18 protein-coding genes are annotated in these 18,591 nt (G+C 36.2%); 11 read left to right on the top strand and 7 right to left on the bottom strand.

Features of this window, described 5'->3' with window-relative positions:
• The first annotated feature begins 24 nt into the window (after positions 1–24).
• The 3 genes from AC2A1G_RS14930 (at position 25) to AC2A1G_RS14920 (ending at position 3,894) form a co-directional block, all read left to right on the top strand.
• Positions 25–852: an SAM hydrolase/SAM-dependent halogenase family protein gene (locus AC2A1G_RS14930; protein ID WP_484047709.1), complete on the top strand. Its 828-nt coding sequence runs from the start codon at positions 25–27 to the stop codon at positions 850–852.
• 63 nt (positions 853–915) lie between these two features.
• Positions 916–2,235 (top strand): dihydrolipoamide acetyltransferase family protein, encoded by a 1,320-nt coding sequence (locus AC2A1G_RS14925; protein ID WP_484047708.1) that lies wholly within the window; start codon positions 916–918, stop codon positions 2,233–2,235.
• A gap of 294 nt (positions 2,236–2,529) precedes the next feature.
• Positions 2,530–3,894 carry a chloride channel protein gene (locus tag AC2A1G_RS14920; protein ID WP_484047707.1) on the top strand — a complete coding sequence of 455 codons (1,365 nt, stop codon included), beginning with the start codon at positions 2,530–2,532 and terminating at the stop codon, positions 3,892–3,894.
• Here the strand turns inward: AC2A1G_RS14920 and AC2A1G_RS14915 are convergent.
• The gene (locus tag AC2A1G_RS14915) at positions 3,891–4,484 is read right to left on the bottom strand and encodes a hypothetical protein (RefSeq protein WP_484047706.1); all 594 of its coding nucleotides are present in this window, start codon (positions 4,482–4,484) and stop codon (positions 3,891–3,893) included. The two genes, AC2A1G_RS14920 and AC2A1G_RS14915, sit on opposite strands and share 4 nt — an antisense overlap.
• A 122-nt stretch (positions 4,485–4,606) precedes the next feature.
• On the opposite strand from AC2A1G_RS14915, the gene rpsF reads away from it, so the two are divergent.
• The 4 genes from rpsF to AC2A1G_RS14895 all read left to right on the top strand — a co-directional run bounded on the left by rpsF (position 4,607) and on the right by AC2A1G_RS14895 (position 7,398).
• Complete coding sequence (gene rpsF / locus AC2A1G_RS14910) at positions 4,607–4,948, top strand: 30S ribosomal protein S6 (RefSeq protein WP_056031598.1); 342 nt, start codon at positions 4,607–4,609, stop codon at positions 4,946–4,948.
• Positions 4,949–4,978: 30 nt separating this feature from the next.
• On the top strand, positions 4,979–5,281 hold the full coding sequence (gene rpsR / locus AC2A1G_RS14905) for a 30S ribosomal protein S18 (RefSeq protein WP_056031600.1): 303 nt from the start codon (positions 4,979–4,981) through the stop codon (positions 5,279–5,281).
• A gap of 129 nt (positions 5,282–5,410) precedes the next feature.
• Positions 5,411–5,929: a 50S ribosomal protein L9 gene (rplI, locus tag AC2A1G_RS14900; protein ID WP_056031602.1), complete on the top strand. Its 519-nt coding sequence runs from the start codon at positions 5,411–5,413 to the stop codon at positions 5,927–5,929.
• 107 nt (positions 5,930–6,036) lie between these two features.
• Positions 6,037–7,398 carry an aldehyde dehydrogenase gene (locus tag AC2A1G_RS14895; protein WP_484047705.1) on the top strand — a complete coding sequence of 454 codons (1,362 nt, stop codon included), beginning with the start codon at positions 6,037–6,039 and terminating at the stop codon, positions 7,396–7,398.
• 30 nt (positions 7,399–7,428) lie between these two features.
• Here the strand turns inward: AC2A1G_RS14895 and AC2A1G_RS14890 are convergent, their stop codons facing one another.
• A complete protein-coding gene (locus AC2A1G_RS14890; protein WP_484047704.1) occupies positions 7,429–8,016 on the bottom strand; it encodes a thioredoxin family protein in 588 nt (195 codons plus the stop codon).
• Between the two features lie 227 nt (positions 8,017–8,243).
• On the opposite strand from AC2A1G_RS14890, the gene AC2A1G_RS14885 reads away from it, so the two are divergent.
• From AC2A1G_RS14885 to AC2A1G_RS14870, 4 genes are all read left to right on the top strand, one after another.
• Positions 8,244–9,134, top strand: a complete 891-nt coding sequence (locus AC2A1G_RS14885; protein ID WP_484047703.1) for a lysophospholipid acyltransferase family protein — start codon at positions 8,244–8,246, stop codon at positions 9,132–9,134.
• Complete coding sequence (locus tag AC2A1G_RS14880) at positions 9,131–10,102, top strand: glycosyltransferase family 2 protein (RefSeq protein WP_484047702.1); 972 nt, start codon at positions 9,131–9,133, stop codon at positions 10,100–10,102. The genes AC2A1G_RS14885 and AC2A1G_RS14880 overlap by 4 nt, the downstream gene beginning before the upstream one ends.
• The gene (locus AC2A1G_RS14875) at positions 10,102–10,620 is read left to right on the top strand and encodes an endonuclease V (protein WP_484047701.1); all 519 of its coding nucleotides are present in this window, start codon (positions 10,102–10,104) and stop codon (positions 10,618–10,620) included. Before AC2A1G_RS14880 ends, AC2A1G_RS14875 begins: the two co-directional genes overlap by 1 nt.
• A gap of 125 nt (positions 10,621–10,745) precedes the next feature.
• Positions 10,746–11,300 (top strand): 3'-5' exonuclease, encoded by a 555-nt coding sequence (locus AC2A1G_RS14870; RefSeq protein WP_484047700.1) that lies wholly within the window; start codon positions 10,746–10,748, stop codon positions 11,298–11,300.
• Between the two features lie 6 nt (positions 11,301–11,306).
• Here AC2A1G_RS14870 and apaG read toward each other — a convergent pair whose 3' ends face one another.
• The 5 genes from apaG to AC2A1G_RS14845 all read right to left on the bottom strand — a co-directional run bounded on the left by apaG (position 11,307) and on the right by AC2A1G_RS14845 (position 18,591).
• Entirely contained in the window at positions 11,307–11,693 is a 387-nt protein-coding gene (gene apaG, locus AC2A1G_RS14865) for a Co2+/Mg2+ efflux protein ApaG (RefSeq protein WP_484047699.1), read from the bottom strand.
• A gap of 83 nt (positions 11,694–11,776) precedes the next feature.
• Complete coding sequence (odhB, locus tag AC2A1G_RS14860; protein WP_484047698.1) at positions 11,777–13,027, bottom strand: 2-oxoglutarate dehydrogenase complex dihydrolipoyllysine-residue succinyltransferase; 1,251 nt, start codon at positions 13,025–13,027, stop codon at positions 11,777–11,779.
• 124 nt (positions 13,028–13,151) lie between these two features.
• Positions 13,152–15,968 carry a 2-oxoglutarate dehydrogenase E1 component gene (locus AC2A1G_RS14855; protein WP_484047697.1) on the bottom strand — a complete coding sequence of 939 codons (2,817 nt, stop codon included), beginning with the start codon at positions 15,966–15,968 and terminating at the stop codon, positions 13,152–13,154.
• A 124-nt stretch (positions 15,969–16,092) separates the two neighbouring features.
• Positions 16,093–17,133 (bottom strand): SRPBCC family protein, encoded by a 1,041-nt coding sequence (locus tag AC2A1G_RS14850; protein WP_484047696.1) that lies wholly within the window; start codon positions 17,131–17,133, stop codon positions 16,093–16,095.
• A gap of 189 nt (positions 17,134–17,322) precedes the next feature.
• Positions 17,323–18,591: a glucose-1-phosphate adenylyltransferase gene (locus AC2A1G_RS14845; protein WP_484047695.1), complete on the bottom strand. Its 1,269-nt coding sequence runs from the start codon at positions 18,589–18,591 to the stop codon at positions 17,323–17,325.

The following is an 18,591-nucleotide window of genomic DNA, read 5'->3' as shown; positions in this document are numbered from 1 at the left end:
GTTTCGCATTTCTACGCATTTCTCATGTCTATTATTACACTTACCTCAGATTTCGGGACTTTAGATTACAGGGTTGCAGCCATCAAAGGCAGCATTCTTTCACTGAACCGTGAAGTAAACATTACAGACATTACGCACGGCATACAGGCATTCAATTTGGTGCAGACTTCGCACATTGTAAGAAATGCCTACAAATTTTTCCCAAAAGGAAGCATTCACATTATAGCCACCGACAGTTTTTATCATAAATCAAGGAGAAACATCCTATACAAAGCCGATGGATCGTACTTTATTGCTGCCGACAACGGTGTTCTGAGTCTGATTTTTTTTGATATTAAACCTGAAGCCATCTACGAAATCACCCTTAACAACAGATTTGATGATGTGGTAAATTTCACGTCTACCGATGTTTTCGTTCCTGTGGCAGTGCATTTAGCCAACGGCGGACTTCCTGAAGTAATCGGGAGAAAAATAGATTCTGCCAAACAGCTTTCTTTCCCAAGACCTGTTTACAATGAATCTGAAAAAATAATGGTTGGTGAAGTGACTTATATTGATAATTTCGGAAATATAATCTCAAATATCAACAAAGAATTTTTTGAAACTATTGGTCGCGGACAGGAAAATTTTACCATTAAATTCAGAAATTTAAGTCTTTCTAAAATATTTTCAACCCACACTGAACTGGTTTCAGACTGGGAGCGTGAGACAGAGTATCACGGGCAATCTGCAGCGATCTTCAATGACAGTGATCTGTTGGAACTTACCATTTATAAAGGAAGCAAAAAGAATGGTGCTAAAAGTCTTTTCGGATTGAACGTGGGCGAAAAAATATTCATTCAGTTTTCATAAAATTATACATTTCGTAAAAAAACCGATTTTTTTTATATATTTGTCAAAATCTAAAATTCAAAAATGGCAGAATACAAATTATTGCTTCCTTCAATGGGTGAAGGCGTTATGGAAGCTACTGTTATCACTTGGTTATTCAATGAAGGTGATACTGTAAAAGAAGATGATTCGGTAGTAGAAATTGCAACAGACAAGGTAGATTCAGACGTTCCGACACCGGTTTCGGGGAAAATTGTAAAGATTCTGAAGCAGAAGGACGAAGTTGCAAAAGTAGGTGAAGCCATCGCTATTTTAGAAATTGAAGGAGAAGGCGGAAACACAGCTACAGAAGAAGTAAAAACTGAAACTTCAGCTCCGGATGCAGAAACCATTAAAGCAATTGAAGAGCCTTTGAATCCAACTGCTACTTCTCACGTAGAATTTTCAGGAGATCTTTACTTGTCTCCGCTTGTAAAATCAATAGCTCAACAGGAAAATATTTCTGAATCTGAACTGAAAACCATCAAAGGAAGCGGTTTGGAAGGAAGAATTACCAAAGAAGATATTTTAGCACACGTTGCCAACAGAGGAAACCAGCCTCAGCAGGCAGCTCCACAACAAGCTGCTCCGGTTCAGGCAGTATCTACTCCACCAGCTGCTACTTCAGCTCCGGCAGCTACAATTTCTGTGGGTGCAGGTGACGAGATCATTCCTATGGACAGAATGAGAAAGATCATCGCTGAAAACATGGTGAAAGCAAAACAGATTGCTCCACACGTAACCTCTTTCATCGAAACCGACGTTACCAACGTTGTAAAATGGAGAGCGAAGAACAAAGATATGTTTGAGAAACGTGAAGGTGAAAAACTGACTTTCATGCCAATCTTTGTAAAAGCGATTGTAAAAGCGATTCAGGATTTCCCGATGATCAATGTTTCAATTAACGGTGACAACATCATTAAAAAGAAAAACATCAATATCGGTATGGCAACTGCTTTACCAGACGGAAATTTAATTGTTCCTGTCATTAAAAATGCAGATCAGTTATCCCTTTCAGGTTTGGCAAAAGCCATAAATGATTTGGCTTACAGAGCAAGAAATAAAAAATTAAGACCGGAAGATACTCAGGGAGCAACATACACGATTTCAAACGTAGGAAGCTTTGGAAATTTAATGGGAACTCCTATTATTCCTCAGCCTCAGGTGGCGATTATGGCTATCGGAGCGATTGTTAAGAAACCTGCAGTTCTTGAGACTAAGGATGGTGATGTAATCGCAATCCGTCAGTTGATGTTCATGTCTCACTCTTACGATCACAGAGTTGTTGATGGTTCTTTAGGCGGAATGATGTTGAAACACGTTCACGATTATCTGCAAAACTGGGATCTAAACACGGAAATATAAGTAATGAGTTATGGGTAATGAGTAATTGCCTGATACTGATTTTAAATATAACCTTCGGAATTTTTTCGGAGGTTTTTTTTTAATTTAATACACAATGTTTGTCTTTCCGTAGGAATCTAAATAAACTTTATAGAGACGCTTACAGCATGACAAATTGGACTTTAATTGTCTATTCTAAATACTGCTAAATGATATATTAAATTAATAATCTCAATTTTTATGAATTCTAAAATTTAATTACCAAAAATAGATTTAAAATTTCCATATTCATAAAAATTAGCTTAGATTTGAGCTATGCGTAGAATATTGGTCTACATCCGACGGGGTCTCAAAAAATCTTTTGACAACATCCGAAACGAACAACTGAAAAATAATCTTCTTCAGGCAATTCCATTTTGGATAGGCTCGGTCATTACCGGTTTTTTTGCCGTGATGTATGCGAAAATATTTGCGTGGGGTGAAAATCTGCTTCATTTCATTCTCAACTGGCATGACTGGATGATTTTCTTAATCGCGCCGGTGGGTTTTGTACTTTCATGGTGGCTGGTCAAAGAATTCGCTCCCAATGCCAAAGGCAGCGGAATTCCGCAGGTGATGGCGGCTGTAGAACTGGCCAACCCCAAAGAACATAAAAAAATACGCAGTCTTTTAAGTTTAAAAATTATTGTTTTTAAAATTATTTCATCTGTTGTTTTGGTGATTGGTGGTGGCGCTGTTGGCCGTGAAGGTCCGACAATTCAGATTTCGGGATCGGTTTTCAGAAAGGTGAACGAATATCTTCCCGACTGGTGGCCGAAAATCTCCAAGAAAAATATGATTATGACCGGAGCTGCAGCAGGACTGGCAGCGGCATTCAACACTCCTCTCGGTGGAATTGTTTTCGCTGTTGAGGAACTTTCAAAAACGCATATCAATTACTTTAAAACTGCCCTTTTTACGGCTGTAATTATTGCAGGTTTAACAGCTCAGACTTTAGCAGGTTCTTATTTATATTTAGGTTATCCGAAAACCGGTGACGTTTCGTTAATGGTAATGTTTCCAATCATCTTGGTGGGTGGAATTGCGGGAATTCTCGCAAGTCAGCTTGCGGTGACCATGCTGAAAATGAGTGACTGGAAGAAGAGAAAACTAAAAACCGACAGAGCGAATGTTTTATTCCTTGTTGGCTGTGCCTTGCTTATTGCATGCATTTCATTTTTCATCAGCCGTGAGATCTTAGGTTCAGGCAAGGAAATTATGGAACGTGTACTTTTCACGAAAGATAAACACGAAGACTGGTATGTTCCCATCCTGAGAATGCTTGGCCCTGCCCTCTCCTTCACTTCAGGTGGCGCAGGCGGAATTTTCGCTCCTGCACTGACAGCTGGAGCAAGTATCGGATCTGTGATTTCAGGAGTGATTCATTTAACTCCAAATGAAACAAACGTCGTTATTCTTGCCGGAATGGTCGCTTTTTTAACAGGAATCACGAGAGCTCCGTTTACCTCTGCAATTATCGTTCTGGAAATGACTGACAGACATTCTCTGATTTTCCATCTGATGCTGGCAGGAATGGTTTCCTCCTTATTCTCCATTTTAGTCAGCAGACATTCTCTGTACGATGTTTTGAAAATGAATTTCCTCCATGAATTAAGGAGTGAAGATAAAAAGCAGGGTTAATCTTTTTTCAAAATAATCTGCAGATCTTTCATAGCAACAAGTACATCTTCCGCGGCTTGCCAATCGGTAAATTTAATAACGAGCTTATCCACTTCCGAAGACGATTTTTTAAATCTCTTGGTTACGATATTCAAATAATAAACATCTTTTCTTGGAGAAAGTTCATGGAATTTTATCACGTTTTCAAAATCCCAGAAATCGCCTTCATCAACTGTTTTTCCTTTTTTGTTTACTGAGTTTATTTTTAAATTGTTGCCGTCAAACTCAGCCTTTAGTTTCTGAAAATTATTGTATCGATCAATTCCAAATTCATTAATTTTAGATACAATCAAAGCTTTCGCTTCCTCAGCATTTGAAAATTTACCTAAAATATCTGATTTATCATTGCTGTAGACAATTTTATAAATATCTGATTTGTCAATTAAATGTGTCGGACCATCAGGATTATTGCTCTTTTTGTAGGAAACTTTCCATTTTGCAACCTCAATGATTTTCACTTCAATTTGATTTCCGTTTTTCCTGATAATTTTTTCCTGCGCAGAAAGAATTGTTGCTGAAAGAGATAAGCCGAGAAGTAAAAAGAATTTCATTAGTTATAGTTTTATTGCTTGCGAAAATACAAAAAACTGTAATTGAATGGATAATGTTTGTCTAACTGATAAATAATTTATATTTTTGCACCTCGAAATAATTAACAAATTCATTTAACATTATGAACAATTACGAAACTGTTTTCATTTTAACTCCCGTTCTATCTGAGTCTCAGGTGGAGGAAGCAGTGAACAAGTATGTAGATCTTTTGAAAGAAAAGAACTGTGAAATTGTCACTAGAGAAAATTGGGGATTAAAAAAACTGGCTTATCCGATTCAATTGAAAAAGAACGGATTCTACACTTTAATCGAATTTAAAGGAGAAGGTACTGTAGTTGCTGATTTAGAATTGGCATTCAAACGTGACGAGAGAGTAATCCGTTACCTTACTACAAAACTAGACAAGCATGCTATCGAGTACGCTGTAACAAGAAGAGCAAAAGTAAAAGCGGCTAGAGCTTAATCATTAACCAATTATTTAAAAGACAAAGACATGGCAATAGACGATATGGCTAAACAAGCCTCAGCTGGTGGAGAATCTGAAGTAAAATTCCTTACACCACTTGATATCAATACCAAAACTGATAAAAAGTACTGTAGATTCAAAAAATTCGGAATCAAGCACGTTGATTACAAAGACGCTGATTTCTTATTACAGTTCGTAAACGAGCAAGGTAAAATCTTACCTAGAAGATACACTGGTACTTCTTTGAAATATCAGAGAAAAGTTTCTTCTGCTATCAAAAGAGCAAGACACTTATCTTTACTACCTTACGTAGCTGATTTATTGAAATAAAAAAATTGCAATTAGCCATTAGCGCTTTCGCTTTTGGCTTTTTGTTGCTGAATTAATATTAAATTCTAACGATGTGATGAGAAAATCCGAATTAAACCGGAACTCTGAACACTTAAACGGACAACAACAATGGATATTATCTTAAAAAAAGACGTAGAAAATTTAGGTCTTGAATTCGACACAGTAAGCGTAAAGCCAGGATATGCAAGAAACTTCCTGTTACCTCAAGGTTTCGCTCTTTTAGCTACTCCTAAAAACAAAGCTGCTTTAGAAGCTACTTTGGAATCTAGAAAAGAAGAAGAAGCTAAATTGATCGCTACTGCAAACGGTATCGTAGATCAGTTGAAGAAAACTTCTGTTACTATCCCTGCAAAAGTAGGTACTGGTGACAAATTATTCGGATCTATCAACAATGCAGATCTTGCTGCTGCTCTTGCTAAAGCAGGTGTACAGGTAGACAAGAAATACATCAAAATTCCTGGAAATACAATCAAGAGAACTGGTAAAGTTACTGCAAACGTAAGATTACACAGAAACGTTGAGTACAACTTCGAATTTGATATCGTTTCTGACGCTCCGGTAGAAGCTCCTAAACCAGCTGCTCCAAAAGCTAAAGTTGTAGAAGAAACTCCTTCTGAAGAAGCTTAAGACTTACAGAGATTTTCTCAAATATACAAACCACTTCGAAAGAGGTGGTTTTTTTTATGGTAATTGGCATAGTTTTTCAGAAATTATCAATATCAAATCGACTCCAAATGAATTATCAAAATATACTGACCGCTCAAAGAGATTTTTTTAAAACTCAAAAGACCAAATATTTAAATTTCAGAAAGTTGAATCTTGAAAAGCTGAAAAAACTGATTATTGAAAATGAAGAAGTGTTTTACGAAGCCATTTCAAAAGATTTCGGTAAATCAAGATTTGAAACTTACGTCACAGAAATTTCATTTGTTTTAAAAGACATCGATTATTATTTAAAAAATCTTAATTCTTTATCTAAACCGAAGAAAGTCCGAACCAATCTTGCAAATCAATTTGGGACAAGTAAAATCTATTCTGAGCCTTTGGGATGTATTTTGGTCATCGGAGCCTGGAACTACCCTTATCAACTCTCGTTCTCCCCTCTCATCGCCGCTTTGGCCGCGGGAAACTGTTGCATTTTAAAACCTAGCGAAGTTGCCGAAAATACAATGAAGGCAATGGCTAAAATCATCAATGAAAATTTTGATTCAAACTACATTCATGTTTTTGAAGGTGGAATTGATGAAACCACAGAAATTTTAAAATTAAAATTCGATAAAATCTTCTTTACCGGAAGCACAAAAGTGGGCAAAATAGTCTACAAAGCTGCCGCAGAAAATCTTACTCCCGTCACATTGGAATTAGGCGGAAAATCACCTGCAATCGTTACCGAAGATGCCAACTTAGATGTGGCTGCCAAAAGAATTGTATGGGGGAAATTCATCAATGCCGGACAAACCTGTGTCGCTCCCGATTATATTTTGGCTCATGAAAAAATTCAGAATCAATTGTTGGAAAAGCTTCAATTTTATATCGAAAAATTTAGATATGAAAATAATTCAGAGCAGTACACAAGAATTATCAATCAGAAAAACTTTGAGCGAATTGTAAAGCTTATTGATAAGGATAAAATCTATTTCGGAGGGACTTTTGAAGAAGAAAACTTATTTATTGAACCCACTATTCTGCAAAATATTGATTGGAATGATAACGTGATGCAGGAAGAAATTTTCGGACCTGTTTTGCCTGTTGTAAAGTTTAATGATTTCAACAGTTCTTTAAATGAAATTTTACAACATGAAAAACCCTTGGCTGCTTATCTCTTTTCAGATAACCCAGAAGAAAAAGAAAAATTCACCAACATAATTTCGTTCGGAGGTGGCTGTATCAACGACGTGATGATGCATTTAGGCAACGAAAATCTTCCTTTTGGAGGTGTCGGAAATTCAGGGATGGGAAGTTATCACGGGAAATTTGGTTTTGAAACTTTTTCACACCAAAAAGCAGTTCTCGACAGAGCAACCTGGGGCGAACCTGACTTAAAATATCCACCCTATTCAGAATCAAAAATAAAATGGATTAAAAAATTGCTGTAAAAAAAACCGGAAATAATTCCGGTTTTTAATTTATGATTTAGGTTTCCAGCTGTTAAAAAAAGTTTTAACTTTTTCTAATCCGTAGCCTTTTCCATCTTCCAGAACAGCACTGTCCTGCGTGTGAATCTGCTTTCCGTTTTGATCTAAAACTATGAATACCGGATATCCCAACTTATCTCCCGGATTGCCATATTTAGCAAAAATCTTTTCATTTTTATTGTCTGGAGACCAGTTCAAATGATAATAAAGATAATTATCATCAACCAATTTCTTCAGTTCCGGCGTAGTCTGCACATATTGATTGAATCTCAGACACCAGATACACCAGTTCCCACCGGCTTGTATCATGATATTTTTCTTTTCTTTTTTTGCTTTCGCAATCAGCGTTTGAATATCTTTTTCAGCATCAGCTTTTGCATCATAAGGCTTGGGAAGCTTTGCTTTTTCTTCTGCTGCAGCTTTCTTTTTAGCTTCAGCATCCAATTCTTTATGATCCGTTTTTACCAATAAAGATTTATCATTTTCCCTTTCTTCGACCTTAACTTCATTCTGAGCATAAACGAGATTTCCTGCAAGCAAAAAAACGAGCGCTCCAATTATTTTTATATTTCGTTTCATTTATATTAAATTAAAAAACAGTAGCTAAGTTAAATAATTATGTTAAGATTTCATCAATTTCAATCCAAAAACCTAAAAATTTTAAAATAGAAAACGGCAGATTTCTTTACGTTCAGATTAATTTTCGGGCGCAAACAGTTCTCAAAACTAAGAAATTTACATTTTTCAGGTTTACTTTTATCAAACATAACGCCGTGATTTTTTTAATCATTATATTTGTGTACTCTATGAATATTCTCATTAAAATACTCTATCTCATTTCAAGACTCCCTCTGAAAGTACTATATGTTTTTTCAGATTTGTTTTTCTACATCAATTATTATTTTATTGGTTACAGAAAAAAAGTTATTACTGAAAATCTGGTGAAATCTTTCCCTGACAAAAGTATTGAGGAAATCGCCAAAATCAGAAAGAAATTTTACCGAAACTTCTTCGATTATCTTGCCGAAACCGTGAAATCTTTTACGATGTCTGAGACAGAAGCGAGGGTAAGAATGCAGCACATCAATCAACACCACTTTCACGACACAAAGGCTGAAGGAAAAAATGTGATTTTGATGGCCGGACACGTATTCAACTGGGAATGGATGAATGCCTTGGCAAGAGTTACACCTCAAAATCATACCCATCCCGTATACAGAAAAGTAAACAGCAATTTCTGGGAAAATGAGATGAAAAAAGTGCGAAACAATTTTGGAAACGAAGCTGTGGAAGCCAAAGAAGTGATTATGAAAATTTTCAGAACGCCGAATGATGGCGATTCTGTATTTCTTTTTGTTGCAGATCAGACACCGCATGTTGCTCATGTGAATTATGGATTGGAATTTCTGAATCAGAGAACTCCGGCCTTCATAGGATATGATAAACTGGCAACACGTCTCGATATGGCAGTGATTTACTGTGAAATGAAAAAGGTAAAACGCGGACATTATCAGGTAAATTATTACAGAATCTATCCCGACGGAGAAAAATTTGTAGAAAATGAAGTAGTAAGAAAATTTCATAAACATTTGGAAAATACCATCAATAAATATCCTGACAATTATCTGTGGTCTCACAGAAAATGGAAATATCAGTCTGCAATTAAAAATTTTGATGCTGTAAAAACCAATTTATGAAGTCAAAAATCGCTGTAGTTATTCTCAACTGGAACGGTAAAAGCTGGCTTGAAAAATTTTTACCTTCAGTAATTAAATTTTCACCAAACACCGAAATTTTTGTTATCGACAATCATTCAGATGATAATTCGGTTTCTTATTTAAATCAACAATTTCCGACGGTCAAAGTAATTGTAAACGATAAAAATTATGGCTTTGCAGGTGGTTACAATGAAGGTTTAAAACATATCAATGCTGAAATTTACTGTCTTCTCAACTCTGATGTGGAAGTTACCGAAAACTGGATTGATCCGGTTTTAAATTTATTTGAAAAAGATTCTTCTATCGCTGCGATTCAACCAAAAATTTTATCTTTTAACAACAGAGAATATTTTGAATTTGCCGGTGCTGCAGGTGGTTTGATAGACAATTTAGGCTATCCTTACTGCCGTGGAAGAGTTTTTGACGATGTGGAAAAAGATCATGGCCAGTACAACGACGAAAACGAAATATTCTGGGCTTCAGGATGTTGTCTTTTTATCCGTTCTGAAGATTTTTGGACGCAGAAAGGCTTTGATGAAAGATTCTTCGCTCATCAGGAAGAAATTGATTTATGCTGGAGATTAATCAACTCTGGAAAAAAGATTTTTTATACAGAGAAATCTCACGTTTATCACGTTGGAGGCGGAACTTTAAACAAGCAAAGTGCTCAGAAAACATATTTAAATATCAGAAATAATCTTTCAATGATGTTGAAAAATTTGCCTTTTCCTAAACTGATTTGGTTGATATTTTTCAGATTGTGTCTTGACGGAGTTGCATCATTTTACTTCGCTTACAAAAACGGTTTTTCCCATCTTTGGGCTGTGGCAAGAGGGCATTTTGGCTTTTACGCTCAGCTTCCAGAAACTTTGAAACGCAGACAGAAGTTTCAAAAAGAAAAATATTATCAGACTAAATGGTTAATTTTTAAACATTTTTTAAAATAATGAATCTTGTTTTTGATACCTTTTATTTTGATGGAGATAAAGCCAATACGATATGTCTTGCCTTTGAAAATTGGGATGCAGAAGTTGCAGATTATGAATTTTCAGAGGTCAAAGAAGGAATTACAGAATATATTCCGGGAGAATTTTATAAAAGAGAATTGCCTTGTATTCTGAGCCTTTTAGATAAAATAAAAACTAAAATTAACAATATTTCGTGTATTGTTATTGATGGCTTTGTATATCTTGATGATAATTTTAAAGCAGGTTTGGGAAAACATTTATTTGATAGTTTAGAAGGCAAAATTCCAGTAATCGGCGTTGCTAAAACCAATTTTGCGACCGTTGAAAAGCTTAAGATGGAATTAAACAGAGGCGAAAGTAAAACTCCTTTGTATATTTCAAGTGTAGGAATTGAAATGGAAACTGCCTTTGATTTGATTAAAAAAATGCACGGAAATTATAGAATCCCTACTCTTCTGAAAAAAGTTGATACATTGACGAGGCAATTTGAGATTTGAGATTTGAGATTCACAATTCGAGCGTGAAAAGTGAGTTATAACAGTAGCTTCAGACTGAAAATCGTAAATTTGTAAACTTTAAACTTTAAACCCTAAACCCTAAACCCTAAACCCTAAACAAAATAATGGATTTCTGCGCAATAGATTTTGAAACTGCAACTTTCGACCGAAGCTCAGCCTGTGAGGTGGGCATTTGCGTTGTTCAGAATTCTGAAATTGTAGAGACAAAAACATGGTTGATAAAACCACCAAGTTATCCCTATTTTAGCCCTAGAAACATTGATGTACACGGAATTTATCCTGAAGACGTGAAAGATGCTCCTACGTTTGATGAAATCTGGTATGAAATTAATGATTTAATGTACGGAACGCTGATGATTGCTCACAATGCCGCGTTTGATGCCGGAGTTCTTCGCGGATGCCTCAATCATTATGGAATTTTTACTCCAAGCCTTAACTACCTTTGCAGTATCCAAATCGCAAAAAAATCATGGAATTATCTTCCAAAATATGGTTTAAAGCCTCTCGCAGAGCATCACAATTTAAGTTTTAATCATCACAGAGCAGGCGATGATGCAGAAGTATGCGCCAAAATTTCTCTTTTGGCATTTGAGAAACTTTTCATTACAAGCAATGATGAAATTGCTGATGTAATGAAAGCTAAAATTAAAAAACTTTAAATTCTTTTAGTTTTGCAGGATTTCAGTCAGTAAATTAAATTTTGGAATATCAATTTCAAAATTTTCTTCTGTATCAAGGTTTTTCACCAGGTATTTGCCACTCATATTTCCGACTCCTGATCTTAGCATCACATTTGAAAAATACGTGAAGGTTTCACCCGACTGAAGCTCTGGAGTGAGGCCTATGACACCATCACCCACCACTTCGGTGAAACCAAATCCCACATCAAAAATCAACCACTTGCGTTTCATGATTTTTATGGGAAAATCGCTGCAGTTCTCAATCACGATGTTGTACTTAAAAACGTATCTGTTTTCAGACGGATACGAGTTTTTGCTATCGTATTCGGGGACGACGGAAACTTTTATATTGGAAGTAATTTTAGAAAACATCGTAATAATTTGATTTTTAAGATACAAAAACCCCGCCTTTTTTGAAGACGGGGTTTCTTAGTTTTATTTAAATTAAGATTTAATTAAAGCCCAAGACCTTTTCTTTCGTCTCCACCCAATAGAATTTCTACCGGATTGTCTATACCTTCTTTTACCGCAACAAGGAATCCTACAGACTCTTTACCGTCGATAATTCTGTGGTCATAAGACATTGCAACATACATCATTGGTCTGATTACCACCTGTCCGTCAACCGCAACCGGTCTCTGGATAATGTTGTGCATTCCCAAGATTGCAGATTGAGGTGGGTTGATGATCGGCGTTGATAACATTGATCCGAAAGTACCACCGTTTGTAATGGTGAAAGTACCGCCAGTCATTTCGTCAACCGTAATTTTACCGTCTCTTACTTTGATTGCCAAATCTTTAATGTTTCCTTCAACGTTTGCGAAAGACATATTTTCAGCGTTTCTCAATACAGGAACCATCAAACCTTTAGGACCAGAAACTGCAATTGAAATATCGCAGAAATCGTAGTTAATTTTGAAGTCTCCGTCGATAGAAGCATTCACATCAGGATATAATTGTAAAGCTCTGGTAACTGCTTTTGTGAAGAAAGACATGAAACCAAGTCCAACCCCGTGCTTTTGACCGAATTCTTCTTTATATTGTTTTCTTAATCTGAAAATTTCAGACATATCAACTTCGTTGAAAGTCGTCAACATTGCCGTTTCGTTTTTTACAGAAACCAATCTCTGAGCGATTTTTCTTCTAAGAACCGAAAGTTTAGTTGTTGTAGTAGATCTTGCACCTGTTGCAGAAAGAGAGCTTCCACCCATTGCAGGTTTAGCAGCTAATTCAGCATCAGATTTAGAGATTCTCCCGTCTCTTCCAGATCCTGAAACCTGAGAAGCATCAATTCCTTTTTCGTCAAGAATTTTCTTCGCAGCTGGTGAAGGAGTTCCTGCAGCGTAAGACTGAGCAGCAACCGGAGCTGGTTTTGGAGCTTCTGTTTTTGCAGGTTCAGCAGCTTTAGGCGCCTCTTCCTGTTTTGGAGCTTCAGCAGCAGGAGCAGCACCACCCGAAGGTTTTGCAGCGTCTCTATCAATTAAACAAACAACCTGACCAACCTGTACCACATCACCTTCTTCAGCTTTTAATGTGATAACACCACTTTCTTCTGCCGGTAATTCTAATGTTGCCTTGTCTGAATCTACTTCAGCGATAGGTTGATCTTTTTCTACGTAATCACCATCTTTTACAAGCCAAGTTGCAATTTCAACTTCTGTAATTGATTCTCCCGGTGAAGGAACTTTCATTTCTAAAATTGACATATCGTATTTTTTATTTTTTTAATTGATATTAAGTTTTTAGACTAAGAGAATATAGACATCAGATACAAGACTAAACTTTTATTTTTATATCTAATTTCTATCCTCTAATCATTAATTTCTATTGTTAAGCTGTTACAGGTCTTTTTACTGGAGCGTCGTCTCTGTCGAAAACTCGGTTGATTACAGCATTTTGGTTTTTCTCAAACATTTTATGACTTCCAGGAGCCGGTGCACCACTTTGTACCGGAGAAACTACCTGAATTCCAGTATCTCTGAAATTTCTCAGGATATAAGACCATGCACCCATGTTTTCAGGTTCTTCCTGAGCCCAAACCAATGAAGTTCTGTTTGAATATTTAGCAAATACAGCTTCGATAGCATCATTTTGAAGCGGATATAACTGCTCAAATCTTACCAATGCAACGTTTTCGCAATTTAGTTCTTCTTTTTTAGCCAATAGCTCGAAGTATAATTTACCTGAACACAACACTAATTTTTCAATTTTTGCAGGATCTGCAGTTGGATCATCTAAAATTGGCTGGAATCCTTTGTTTGAGAAATCTTCCAATGGAGAAACCACTTTTGGATGTCTTAACAATGATTTTGGACTCATCACAATTAACGGCTTTCTGAATGACCATTTCAACTGTCTTCTCAACAAGTGGAAATAATTGGCTGGAGAAGTGATATTCGCCACAACCATATTTTCGTTCGCACAAAGTGTTAAGAACCTTTCAAGTCTTGCTGAAGAGTGTTCTGCACCCTGACCTTCCGAACCGTGAGGTAATAACATTACCAAACCATCCTGAATTTTCCATTTTTCTTCTGCTGCAGCCAAATATTGATCAACAATAATCTGAGCACCGTTTACGAAATCTCCAAACTGAGCTTCCCAAATCGTCAGTGTATTAGGAGAAGCCATTGCATAACCATAATCGAACCCTAAAACTCCGTATTCAGAAAGGTGAGAATTGAAAACATCAAATCTGCTGTCTGAAACTTCTTTTAAAGGAACATATTCTTCCTCAGTATCTTCAGTTTTAACAACGGCGTGTCTGTGAGAGAATGTTCCTCTCTCCACATCTTCACCGGAAATTCTGATGTTGTGACCTTCTACCAAAAGTGTAGCATAAGCTAGCCATTCTCCAAGAGCCCAATCTAAATTGTTCCCTTCAATCGCTTTGACTCTGTTATCAAAAAGTCTTGTAATTTTGTTTAAGAACTTTTTATCTGCAGGAAGAGTTGACATTTTGATTGCCAATTCTTTCAGTTTTTCTAAATCATATTTTGTATCAACAGCTTCCTGTACTGCACCTCTTTTTCCGATTGGGAAATTAGTCCAGTCATCCGCCATGAAGATATCCATTACGTTTTTCTCGATTTCTTTTGAAGCATCAAAATCCTTATCTAAAAGATTTTTGAAATCCGCTTCCATTTTAGCAATCAAATCATTAGAAACTACATTTTCTTTCAATAGAAGATCTTTGTAGATTTCTCTCGGATTCGGGTGCTTTGAGATTAATTTGTATAAATTAGGCTGTGTAAATCTTGGTTCATCACCTTCGTTATGACCATATTTTCTATATCCTAATAAATCAATGTAAACGTCTTTACCAAATTTGGCTCTGAAATCAGCAGCAAAATGAATAGCATGAACTACTGCTTCTGCGTCGTCTGCATTTACGTGCATTACAGGAGATTCTGTCACTTTCGCAACGTCTGTACAGTAAGTAGAAGATCTTGCATCCAAATAGTTGGTTGTAAAAGAAACCTGATTATTTACAACGATATGAACCGTTCCGCCAGTTTTGTAACCTTCCAAAGTCATCATCTGAGCAACTTCGTAAGCAATACCTTGTCCAGCTAAAGCACCATCACCATGAATAATGATTGGTAAAACTTTAGAATAATCTTTATACTTATCATCTACTTTTGCACGGCAGATGCCCTCCACCAAAGCTGCAACCGTTTCTAAGTGAGACGGGTTTGGAGTTAAATTGATAGAAACCTCTTCTCCCGAAGCAGTTTTAATTTTTTTAGATGAACCTAAGTGATATTTAACATCACCGGAAAATACATCTTCTTCAAATTCTTTTCCTTCAAATTCCGAGAAAATCTGTTTGTAAGATTTACCAAAAATATTGGTCAATACATTCAGTCTTCCTCTGTGAGCCATCCCCAAAACAACCTCATCAACACCAAGTTGAGAAGATCTTGAGATCAACTGATCCAAAGCCGGAATTAAAGTTTCACCACCTTCCAGTGAGAATCTTTTCTGACCTACGAATTTTGTGTGAAGATAGTTTTCAAATGCAACTGCCTGATTTAATTTTAGTAAAATTTCAGTTTTTTCGTTCGCATTAAGACTTGGATGGTTTTCGTTTACCTGAATCCACTGTTTGATGAAATCTTTTTCCTGAACGTTGTTGATGTGCATATACTCGATTCCGATAGAGTCGCAGTAGATGTTTTCAAGATGAGTGATAATTTCCTGTAAAGTTGCAGGACCTTTCATACCTGTCTCAACAGCAACGTTGAATTTTGTATTTAAATCTGACTTTTCCAGACCGAAATTTTCTATATCCAAAGTTGGAGTATGATGTCTTCTTTCACGTACAGGATTTGTTTTTGTGAAAAGGTGACCTCTCGTTCTGTACGCCTCAATAAGATTTACCACCTTAAATTCCTTCTTGATGTGCTCCGGAACTTCACCGTTTGAAGCAGCCTGCGAGATCTGCTGAACTGCTGCAGGAGTAGAATTCCCCGAATTTTTAATCTCACGGATGTCTTCTTCATCAGAATAGTTCTCTAACGCAAAATCAAAGCCTTGAAAAAAGGCTTTCCATGATGGTTCTAAAGAGTCCGGAAATTTCAGGTATTGTTGGTATAAATCCTCAATTAACTGAGAATGAGCTGCGTTTAGGAATGAAAATCTGTCCATTATTACAGTATATCTGTTATTTAAATTTATGTTTCGAATTAATCTTCAAATTTAACAAAAAAATGTGAGGTAAAATGTTAGAAAAACCTTAAAAAATGAAAAGAAAAATATGATATTTGACATTTTATTTAAAAACTGACAAAGAAATCTTCACATTGATGTTCTGATTCTCAACGGGAGGTTCTATGAAAGTATGAGAGACATCCCCATACCTGAATTCATCTTTCTTCGCCTTCTGAACCAACTGCTGAACTGCTTTTACAGATCCTTCAAAACTACCTCTGTAATAAATAATATATTTCTCTGATCCATTCACGGTTCGGAAGCTGAAATTATTATCTGTAACACCCTCTTTTTTGCTCAAAGGAATTCCCAAATAGTAAGAAATTTCTTTATCTTTAAAATTATCGGGATCAGAGATCATCATAGGAAATCCAAATTCATCATCCTTTTTACCTAAATCAATAGTCACAAAATTATAGACTTTGTTATAGTTCATCGTTAAATTTCTGTACAGTGCATCTTTTTTATTGGAAGCACTTACGTTAATCCCCAAAAGCATCTGACTCTCATCTTTTTCAACCATGATGCTGTCGTACTTTATGGCTGCAAGCTGGTTGTCTTTTTCCACTTTATTCCCCAAAACATTTTTGAGGTTGACCATACTTTTATCGATGTTTTCTGTAAAACGGTCTTCAGTCCAGAAGTTTTGTACACGTGTCCAAACGGGAAGTTTCGGAGTATGAACTACCCATTTGATATGCGTCTGATTTTCTGAAACTTTTTTAAATTTAACCTCAATGACAGTCGGATTTTCATTATCATCTTCAAAAAGCTGATACCTCAATCCTTTATCTTTACTTGCAAAACGGATAAACATTTCACCATCGCTGTCTCTAACGGGATCTTTGTAACTGATAGCGCTTCCCTCTCCTTCATAAGGCGAATAGTAATCTATTTTGATGGTTTTTGAATTTGAAAAATAATTATTCCACCTTGTAAAACTCTGCAGATTATCAAATTGAGAATATACTTTCTCCAATGGATAATCTACCTGTCTTTCGATGGTAAAATCTTTGTTTTCATCCACAAAAAAGTACATAGAAGCAGTGTATGCTCCTATCAAAAGTAAAATGATAACTGCTAAAAATTTCAGTAAACGCATAGCACAAAAATAGGATAAATAAAAAGAGTGACCAATATGTTGATCACTCTTTTTAGAGGGGTGCTGGATGCTGGATGAAGGGTGTTTAATCTTGCATTTTTAGATCTAATTTATTTTAAAATCAACTCAAAAAAACTTCCTGACTCCCATCGTCAGACTTCCATCTTCCATCATCAGACTTCCCGCTTTTTAACCGATGTGCGTTCCGGAATGCAGAACTGCTCCTTTTTTCACAACTACAATTCCATCCTGAACGGAGTGCGTGCCGTAGTCACCATCAGGAATGTGTCTTCCTCCGATAATTCTTACGTTGTCTCCGATGTAACAGTTTTTATCAATGATTGTCTTTTCGATGTAACAGTATTTTCCGATACCCATGTTTGGATAGCCGTTTTTGTCATTTTCCACAATTTCTGCTGTATTCTGATAGAAATCTGATCCCATCACATAAGAATTCACAATCGTGCTTCCTTTATCAATTCTGGTACGGTTCCCAATCAAAGAATTTTCGATTTTATCTGCCATGATGATGCATCCGTCACCAAAAACAGCCTTGCTTACGTAAGATCCGTTAATTTTTGATGGCGGAAGCATTCTTGCTCTTGTAAAAATTGGCGAACTTGAAAATAAATTAAACTGAGGGAAATCCTGACATAAATCTAAATTGGCCTCGTAGAAAGATTCGATGGTTCCGATATCGGTCCAGTAACCTTCATACTGATAGCTTAATGTGGTGTATTTCCCGATAGCGTTTGGAATAATATCTTTTCCGAAATCATCTCCTGCACCATCTTCAAACATTTTTTTCAGCATCGATTTAGTAAAGATATAAATTCCCATTGATGCGAGATATTCTTTTCCTTTCTGCTTATTTTCGTCTGAAACTTCCGACTGTAAGCCGTTCAGCATATCGTAGCCTGGCTTCTCAACGAACGAAGTTATATTACCTTCGTCATCAGAACTTAAAATTCCGAAACCCGTAGCATCTTTTGCGTTAACCGGAATTGTAGCAATGGTAACATCACCGCCTTTTTCAATATGAAAATCGAGCATTTCCTGAAAATCCATCTGATAGAGCTGGTCACCCGATAAAATCAGAATATATTCGTAGTCATATTTCTCAAGATGCTTCATAGACTGTCTCACGGCATCCGCGGTTCCCTGATACCAGTTTTCGTTTTCTACATTCTGCTCAGCTGCCAAAATATCTACAAAACCTTTACTGAAAATATCAAAGTGAAAAGAATTTTTGATGTGTGAGTTGAGCGATGCTGAATTAAACTGGGTTAAAACAAGAATCTTGTTCATCCCCGAATTCAGACAGTTTGAAATCGGAATATCTACCAATCTGTATTTCCCTGCAATAGGAACAGCCGGCTTTGATCTTGAATAAGTAAGCGGAAACAATCTTGTACCTCTGCCACCTCCTAAAACAATCGATATTACATTTTGATTCAT

The sequence above is a fragment of the Chryseobacterium sp. HNCC26DJ240 genome, from assembly GCF_057180485.1.
This window is presented reverse-complemented; position numbering and strand designations above follow the sequence as displayed.

What these genes read in the sequence shown, in the direction of transcription:
- AC2A1G_RS14890 (WP_484047704.1), bottom strand. Translation starts at nt 8,016, where the DNA reads ATGAAACGAAATATAAAAATAATTGGAGCGCTCGTTTTTTTGCTTGCA.
- odhB (WP_484047698.1), bottom strand. Translation starts at nt 13,027, where the DNA reads ATGTCAATTTTAGAAATGAAAGTTCCTTCACCGGGAGAATCAATTACA.
- rpsR (WP_056031600.1), top strand. Translation starts at nt 4,979, where the DNA reads ATGGCAATAGACGATATGGCTAAACAAGCCTCAGCTGGTGGAGAATCT.
- AC2A1G_RS14885 (WP_484047703.1), top strand. Translation starts at nt 8,244, where the DNA reads ATGAATATTCTCATTAAAATACTCTATCTCATTTCAAGACTCCCTCTG.
- AC2A1G_RS14880 (WP_484047702.1), top strand. Translation starts at nt 9,131, where the DNA reads ATGAAGTCAAAAATCGCTGTAGTTATTCTCAACTGGAACGGTAAAAGC.
- AC2A1G_RS14925 (WP_484047708.1), top strand. Translation starts at nt 916, where the DNA reads ATGGCAGAATACAAATTATTGCTTCCTTCAATGGGTGAAGGCGTTATG.
- rpsF (WP_056031598.1), top strand. Translation starts at nt 4,607, where the DNA reads ATGAACAATTACGAAACTGTTTTCATTTTAACTCCCGTTCTATCTGAG.
- AC2A1G_RS14850 (WP_484047696.1), bottom strand. Translation starts at nt 17,133, where the DNA reads ATGCGTTTACTGAAATTTTTAGCAGTTATCATTTTACTTTTGATAGGA.
- AC2A1G_RS14855 (WP_484047697.1), bottom strand. Translation starts at nt 15,968, where the DNA reads ATGGACAGATTTTCATTCCTAAACGCAGCTCATTCTCAGTTAATTGAG.
- AC2A1G_RS14895 (WP_484047705.1), top strand. Translation starts at nt 6,037, where the DNA reads ATGAATTATCAAAATATACTGACCGCTCAAAGAGATTTTTTTAAAACT.
- apaG (WP_484047699.1), bottom strand. Translation starts at nt 11,693, where the DNA reads ATGTTTTCTAAAATTACTTCCAATATAAAAGTTTCCGTCGTCCCCGAA.
- AC2A1G_RS14845 (WP_484047695.1), bottom strand. Translation starts at nt 18,591, where the DNA reads ATGAATCAAAATGTAATATCGATTGTTTTAGGAGGTGGCAGAGGTACA.
- AC2A1G_RS14915 (WP_484047706.1), bottom strand. Translation starts at nt 4,484, where the DNA reads ATGAAATTCTTTTTACTTCTCGGCTTATCTCTTTCAGCAACAATTCTT.
- AC2A1G_RS14875 (WP_484047701.1), top strand. Translation starts at nt 10,102, where the DNA reads ATGAATCTTGTTTTTGATACCTTTTATTTTGATGGAGATAAAGCCAAT.
- AC2A1G_RS14920 (WP_484047707.1), top strand. Translation starts at nt 2,530, where the DNA reads ATGCGTAGAATATTGGTCTACATCCGACGGGGTCTCAAAAAATCTTTT.
- AC2A1G_RS14870 (WP_484047700.1), top strand. Translation starts at nt 10,746, where the DNA reads ATGGATTTCTGCGCAATAGATTTTGAAACTGCAACTTTCGACCGAAGC.
- rplI (WP_056031602.1), top strand. Translation starts at nt 5,411, where the DNA reads ATGGATATTATCTTAAAAAAAGACGTAGAAAATTTAGGTCTTGAATTC.
- AC2A1G_RS14930 (WP_484047709.1), top strand. Translation starts at nt 25, where the DNA reads ATGTCTATTATTACACTTACCTCAGATTTCGGGACTTTAGATTACAGG.